Raw genomic sequence first — 6,155 nt, forward strand, 5'->3', positions numbered from 1 at the left:
CCGTCAGCGCGGCCTCCACCGGCGTGGCCGGGGCACGGTAGCCGACCCCGGTGAGCACATCGGCGCCCTTCAATCGTTCGGCGACCGCGGCACGGTCGATCTTGCCGCCCAGCGTGTACGGGATCCGGTCAGCCGACACGACGATCTGCGGAATCATGTGCGGTGGAACAAGTTCGGACATCGCTTCGGCGACGGCCTTCGGATCGGGTTCGGCCGCACCGGCGTCGGCACAGACGAGCGCAGCGAGCAGTTCGCTGCCGCCGTCGGTGGCGACGACCGCAGCCACCGCGGAGTCGACACCCGGGGCGCGCCGCAGTGCGGCCTCGACCTCACCGAGTTCGACGCGGTAACCGCTGATCTTGATCCGGTGGTCCGCCCGTCCGACGAACTCGATGAGTCCCTCGGGTCGGTACCGGACCAGGTCACCGGTGCGATACCAGGTCCTGCCGTCGTGCGCGACAAAGCGCTCGGCGGTCAGGTCGGGACGGGCGCAGTAGCCGCGAGCGATTCCACGTCCGCCGACCCACAGCTCACCGGGCACCCAGGTCGGACAATCCCGTCCGTCCGCGCCGACGACCCGGCAGACGTTGTTGGGCAACGGCACGCCCAGCGGCACCGACGTCCAGTCGTCGGCAAGCTCGTCGACCTCGCAGATCGTGTTGTGGGTCGCCGTCTCGGTGGCGCCGCCGAGTCCGGCGAACCGGACCTGCGGCGCGCGCTTGCGCAGCGTGCGGACCATCTCGGGTCGGACCCAGTCGCCGCCGGTGGGCACCACCCGCACCGAGGACAGGTCGCCGTCGACCTCGAGCAGCATCTCCAGCCAGCCCGGCATGAAGTGCAGCGCCGTGACGCGGTGGCGTTCGATCAACCGCGCCCAGGTGTCCGGGTCGCGGCGGTGCTGCTCGTCCACGACGACGATCGAGGCTCCCGCGCGCAGCATGCCGAACACGTCGAGCACCGACAGGTCACATTCGAGGGTCGACAGCGCCAGACACCGATCCTCGGGCCCGATCTCGAAGTGCGCGTTGATGAACTCAACGGTGTTCATCGCGGCCGCGTGGGGCATCTCCACACCCTTGGGCTCACCGGTCGAACCGGAGGTGAACAGGATGTAGGCCAGATCCTCGGGATCGACTGCGGCGGGGGTGAATCCGACATTCCGGCCGCCCACCCGGATGGCTTCGCCGACGGTCAACCCGCAGCGGCCGGGGATCGGCTCGTCGCCGCAGGCCAGCACCATGCGGACCCGGGCGTTCTTCAGCATGCGATCGGCACGTTCGACGGGGTGGTCCACGCCGACGGGCACGTACACCGCGCCCGCGGCGGCGATCCCGAGGAGCGCGATGATCTGCTCGTGGTTCTTCGGCCCCATCACCGCGACGGCGTCACCGCGCCGCACGCCGGCAACGGTCAGCGCCGCAGCGACCGCCAGCACCTTCTCGCGCAGTTCGCCATAGCTCAGGACGCCGTCGGCGGTGTACACCGCGGGAGCATCCGGATCGGCGGCGGCACAGCGGAAGAAACCGTCGTGCAGCGCGTCGCCACTCGGTGTCGTCTCGACCGCGCCGAGGTGCCGCTGGTCACGGTCACGGATGAACTCCGGCGGATCGACTGCCTCCCAAGCAGATTCATCGGTGGCGAGCCGCTCGAGCTCGGCGAGGTGATAGGCGAACATCGCGTCGGCGACACCTGGCCGGAACGCATCTTCCCGGACGTCCCAATTGATCATCAATCCTTCGGCGACCGGGGTGGCCTGCGCGTCGAGCAGCACCTGGGGCCCCTGCGAGATGGTCCACACCGGCCTGCCGAACTGCGCGGTGACCTCGCCGGCGAACAGGTCACCGAGGCCGAGGGCACTGGTGAACACGAACGGCGCCAACACCGGCGTGCCGTGGTGGCGCGTCAGGTCGCGCAGCACCGACAACCCCGAGTAGCTGGAATGCCGGGCCGTGGTGTGCAGGGTCTGCTGCGCCTGGCGCGCACGCGAGATCGGCGTGTCGGCTTCGGTCAGGTCGAGGTCGAGCATCAACGACGACGTGAAGTCCCCCACCAGTGCGTCGACGTCGGGGTGGAACTGTTCACGGCCGAACATGGGCAGGTTCAACAGGAATCGGCGGTTGGTCGCCCAGCGCGCCAGGGTGCCCGCGTAGGACGCGGCCACCGCCATCGCGGGGGTGATGCCGCGGCGGTGCGCCGCGGCGAAGAGCGAATCCCGGGTCTGCACGTCGAAGATGTGCCAGCGGCGCGTCCCGCGTCGGGGGTCGGCCTGCTCCGAGCGCGGCACCAGGGGCAGCGCAGGCCCCTCGGGCAATTGCGGAACACGCTCTGCCCACCACTGCCGGTCCTCGTCGGACTCGGTGTTCGTAGCGGTCAGCGCCGCCCGGTATTCGCGGTAGGAGTACCGCAGCGGCGGCAGGTCGCCGCCGCGGTAGAACACCGCGAGATCGGACATGAAGTTGCGATAGCTGACGGCGTCGGCGGCCTGCATGTCGAGGTCGACGTGCAGTCGGGTCCGGCCGTCGGGCAGCAGCGACAGCGACAGCTCCAGCACCTCGCCGTCGAGCAGTTGATGCGACTTGGTGTCGCGGATCTGCTCGATCCGTTCCTCTGCCGCGGCGACGTCGAGGTCACGTAAGTCGTAGACCTCGACCGGCAGTTCGCGGTCACCGATCCGCTGCGTGCCGTCGGGAAGGATCTCCACCCGCAGCATCGGGTGGCGGGCCGCCAACCGTGCAGCCGCGGCGGGCAATCGCTCGGGATCGACTCCGGCGCCGTCGAATTCGACGTACAGATGGGCGGCGACACCGCCCAGTTGCTGGTCGTCGTTGCGGCCGACCCACAGGGCGTGCTGGATGGGCGCCAGGGGGAACGGTTGACCGTCCTCGGTTGCGCCCGCGTCGGTGGCCGACGAGTGGTCGCCGTCGCCGGGGGTCGCGGCATGTCCGGCGATCAGATCCGTCCACGCCTGTACGGTGGGGTTCGCGGCCAAGGCGGCGAATCCGACGTCGATGCCCTGCCGGCGCCAACGTCCCGACAGCGACATCATCCGGATCGAGTCGAGGCCCGAGGCGATCAGGTCGGCCTGGGGATCCAGCTCCTCGGCACTGACACCGAGGAGTTCGGCGACCTCATCGCGGACAGAATCCGCCCACGTCGCTGCTACACCCACCAGACCTCCTCGACTGCCTCCAGAATTAAGCGCAGGCTGCCCTAACTTCGTGGAGGCTACCCTATATTCGGGTCACCGAAAACTCCTACCCAGAGCGGGCGACAAATACTGATGAGCACCGGATTCCTGCCTGATCAGGGCGACCACCAGGACCTTTGGCCAGAACACACCGAACTGGCGCACGGCTTCGTTCCCTTTCCCGAGGAGCGCGCTCAGGAGTACCGCCGCGCAGGCTATTGGACCGGCCGTCCGCTCGATTCCATCCTGACCGAAGCCGCGGAGTCCTGGCCGGACCGGCCGGCCGTGATCGACACCGCGCAGACGTACTCCTTCGCCGAACTCGACGCGGTGGCAGACCGGTTCGCCGCGGGGCTGGCCGACCTCGGGATCACCGCCGGCGACCGGGTGCTGCTGCAGTTGCCGAACTCGTGCCGGTTCGCCGTCGCGCTGTTCGGGCTGCTACGCGCCGGAGCCGTCCCGGTGATGTGCCTGCCGGGGCATCGCAGCGCCGAACTCGGCCATTTCGCCCAGGTCAGCGGTGCCGTCGCGCTGATCGTCGCGGACCACGCGGCCGGCTTCGACTACCGCGACATGGCAGCCGGTCTGGCCGCCGAGAACCCCGCGATCCGCCACGCCATCGTCGACGGCGACAGCGACCCCTTCCAGTCCTTCGACGCACTCGCCGAGTTCGACGGTCCGCCCGCCCCTGCGCCCCGCCTCGACCCGGCACTGCCCGCGCTGCTGCTGGTCTCGGGCGGCACCACCGGTTTGCCCAAACTCATCGCGCGCACCCACGACGACTACGTCTACAACGCGCGGGCCTGCGCGCGGGCCTGCGACATGAGCGGCGACGACGCCTATCTGGTGGCGCTGCCCGCCGGGCACAACTTCCCGCTGGCCTGTCCCGGACTGCTCGGCTCGATGACCGTCGGCGCTCCCACTGTGTTCACCGCAGACCCCAGCCCCGAGGCCGCCTTCGCACTGATCGACCGCTACCAGATCACCGTCACCGGACTGGTCAACGCGCTGGCGAAAGTGTGGGCGCAAGCCTGCGACTGGGAACCGGTGCTGCCGACGTCACTGAGATTCGTCCAGGTCGGCGGCTCGCGGATGAGCCCCGAGGAGGCGGCGTTCATCCTGGACAACCTGACGCCGGGCATGTCGCAGATCTTCGGGATGGCCGAAGGCATGCTGAACTTCACCAGGCCCGGCGATCCGGTCGACGTGCAGGTGCACACGCAGGGCCGACCGATGTCGCCACACGACGAGATGCGGGTGGTCGACGAGAACGGAGACGAGGTGGCCCCGGGAGAAGAGGGCGAACTGCTGGTTCGCGGGCCGTACACACTCAACGGCTACTACCGGGCAGACGACGCCAACGGCCGCTCGTTCTCATCCGACGGCTTCTACCGCACCGGTGACCGGGTACGCATCTTCGCCGACGGGCCGAGAGCCGGATATGTGGAGGTCGTCGGCCGGATCAAGGACGTCATCCACCGCGGCGGCGAAACGGTGTCCGCGACCGACCTCGAGGACCACCTGCACACCCACCCGGCGATCTACGCGGCGGCTGCGGTCGCGCTGCCCGACGAGTACCTAGGTGAAAAAATCTGCGCCGCAGTGGTTTTCCGGGGGAAGCCGATCACACTGACGGAGCTGAACAGCTACCTGGACGAGCGCGGTGTGTCCGCCCATGCGCGCCCGGATGTCCTGAAGCCGATGCCGTCGCTGCCGACGACCGCCGTGGGCAAGGTCGACAAGAAGCAGCTTGTCGCGATGCTGAGCGTCGCAGGGACGTAATCCCGCGCCCGAAGTGGCCAAAGGGCCCTACTCCGGATTTCACCGGCAGCGCACGGTGGGAGGTGACCGGAGAGGACGACCCATGACCGAGACGATCACGACGTACTGCAAGGTGTGCGGCCACGCGAAAGAGCATCACGATCTGGATGTGCATCTGGATCCGGGCACCGACCACGCGGGAGAGCGCGCCGAAGCGGGTCGCGGCCACGGCGCGTGTCACGACATGTCCTATGGCAAACATCCCTGTGTCTGCCTGGAGTACCAGAGCTGGACCTGATCCCGGGGGTCAGGAGACCTCGGCTTCTTCGCGGTCCCCGAGCAGTTCGACGATCCGGGCGGTCACCGCCGCCGCTGTCGGATGCTCCCACAGCAGGGTCGGCGGCAGCGCCAGACCGGTGCGCTTCTCGAGCGAGCGGCGCAGCGCGACGGTCATGATCGAGTCGACACCGGTCTCGACGAGTGGCATCCGCGCGTCCACGTCGCCTGCGAGCAGGCCGAGTTCATGGGCCACCGCCTCGGCGACCTGCTGAGCCACCCACTCGTCGACGTCGGCGACACCCGGACCCGCCGGAGCCTCACCGGAGCCGGCCTCCGACTCCCCCGTCGGTGCGACGTCAGCCAGGATCGGCACCGCCGCAGCATCGGGAAGCACCGGCAGCACAACAACGTTGGACTCGTGCCCGCGCATCGCCGTGTCCAGGGCACGCATTGCGTCGTCGGCTCCGATGGTGCCCATTCCGAGCGCTTCCAGTTGGGCGGCAACAAATCCCGATGCCGAGCCCATGCCGAGGCCCCGCCAGGCGGTCCACGCCACGCTGACGGTCCGGTCCCCGAGACTGCCGCGGTGCCGGGCGGCAGCATCCAGGAACGCGTTGGCGCACGCGTAGGCACCCTGCCCGGGAAAGCCCGCCAGATAGCCGCACGACGAGAACAGCACCATCCAGTCCAGCTCTCCGGGCGGGAACACCCGGTGCAGGGCCAGGGTGCCGCCGACCTTGGGGCGCATCGCGGTCCTGATGTCCTCGGGCGTCGTATTGATCAGCAGCGCACCGGCTTCCACACCCGCGGCGTGGACGACGCCGCGCACCGGCGGCAGGTCCCGCAGCAGCGTCTGCAGCCGCTCTGCGGCGTCGGCGGCGCCGATGTCGATCGGCGCGACGTGCACGGACACCCCGCGTTCCTCCAG

General features: G+C 69.3%; 4 protein-coding genes. 2 read left to right on the top strand and 2 right to left on the bottom strand.

Annotated features, from left to right (window positions below):
* Positions 1 to 3,169 (bottom strand): amino acid adenylation domain-containing protein (locus WA965_RS19730; RefSeq protein WP_526447985.1); only part of this gene is annotated, 3,169 nt, incomplete at its 3' end.
* A gap of 111 nt (positions 3,170 to 3,280) precedes the next feature.
* On the opposite strand from WA965_RS19730, the gene WA965_RS19735 reads away from it, so the two are divergent.
* Together WA965_RS19735 and WA965_RS19740 are read left to right on the top strand one after the other, a co-directional pair.
* A complete protein-coding gene (locus WA965_RS19735) occupies positions 3,281 to 4,969 on the top strand; it encodes a (2,3-dihydroxybenzoyl)adenylate synthase (protein WP_526296995.1) in 1,689 nt (562 codons plus the stop codon).
* Positions 4,970 to 5,051: 82 nt separating this feature from the next.
* Positions 5,052 to 5,246, top strand: a complete 195-nt coding sequence (locus WA965_RS19740; RefSeq protein WP_526296993.1) for a hypothetical protein — start codon at positions 5,052 to 5,054, stop codon at positions 5,244 to 5,246.
* 9 nt (positions 5,247 to 5,255) lie between these two features.
* Here WA965_RS19740 and WA965_RS19745 read toward each other — a convergent pair.
* Positions 5,256 to 6,155 (bottom strand): beta-ketoacyl reductase (locus WA965_RS19745; RefSeq protein ID WP_526447987.1); only part of this gene is annotated, 900 nt, incomplete at its 5' end.

The sequence above is a fragment of the Mycobacterium sp. genome (genome assembly GCF_049683935.1).
GTDB lineage: Bacteria > Actinomycetota > Actinomycetes > Mycobacteriales > Mycobacteriaceae > Mycobacterium.

Bases quoted from the DNA above. Each gene is read 5' to 3' on its own strand.
- WA965_RS19735 (WP_526296995.1), top strand. From the start codon at position 3,281: ATGAGCACCGGATTCCTGCCTGATCAGGGCGACCACCAGGACCTTTGG.
- WA965_RS19740 (WP_526296993.1), top strand. From the start codon at position 5,052: ATGACCGAGACGATCACGACGTACTGCAAGGTGTGCGGCCACGCGAAA.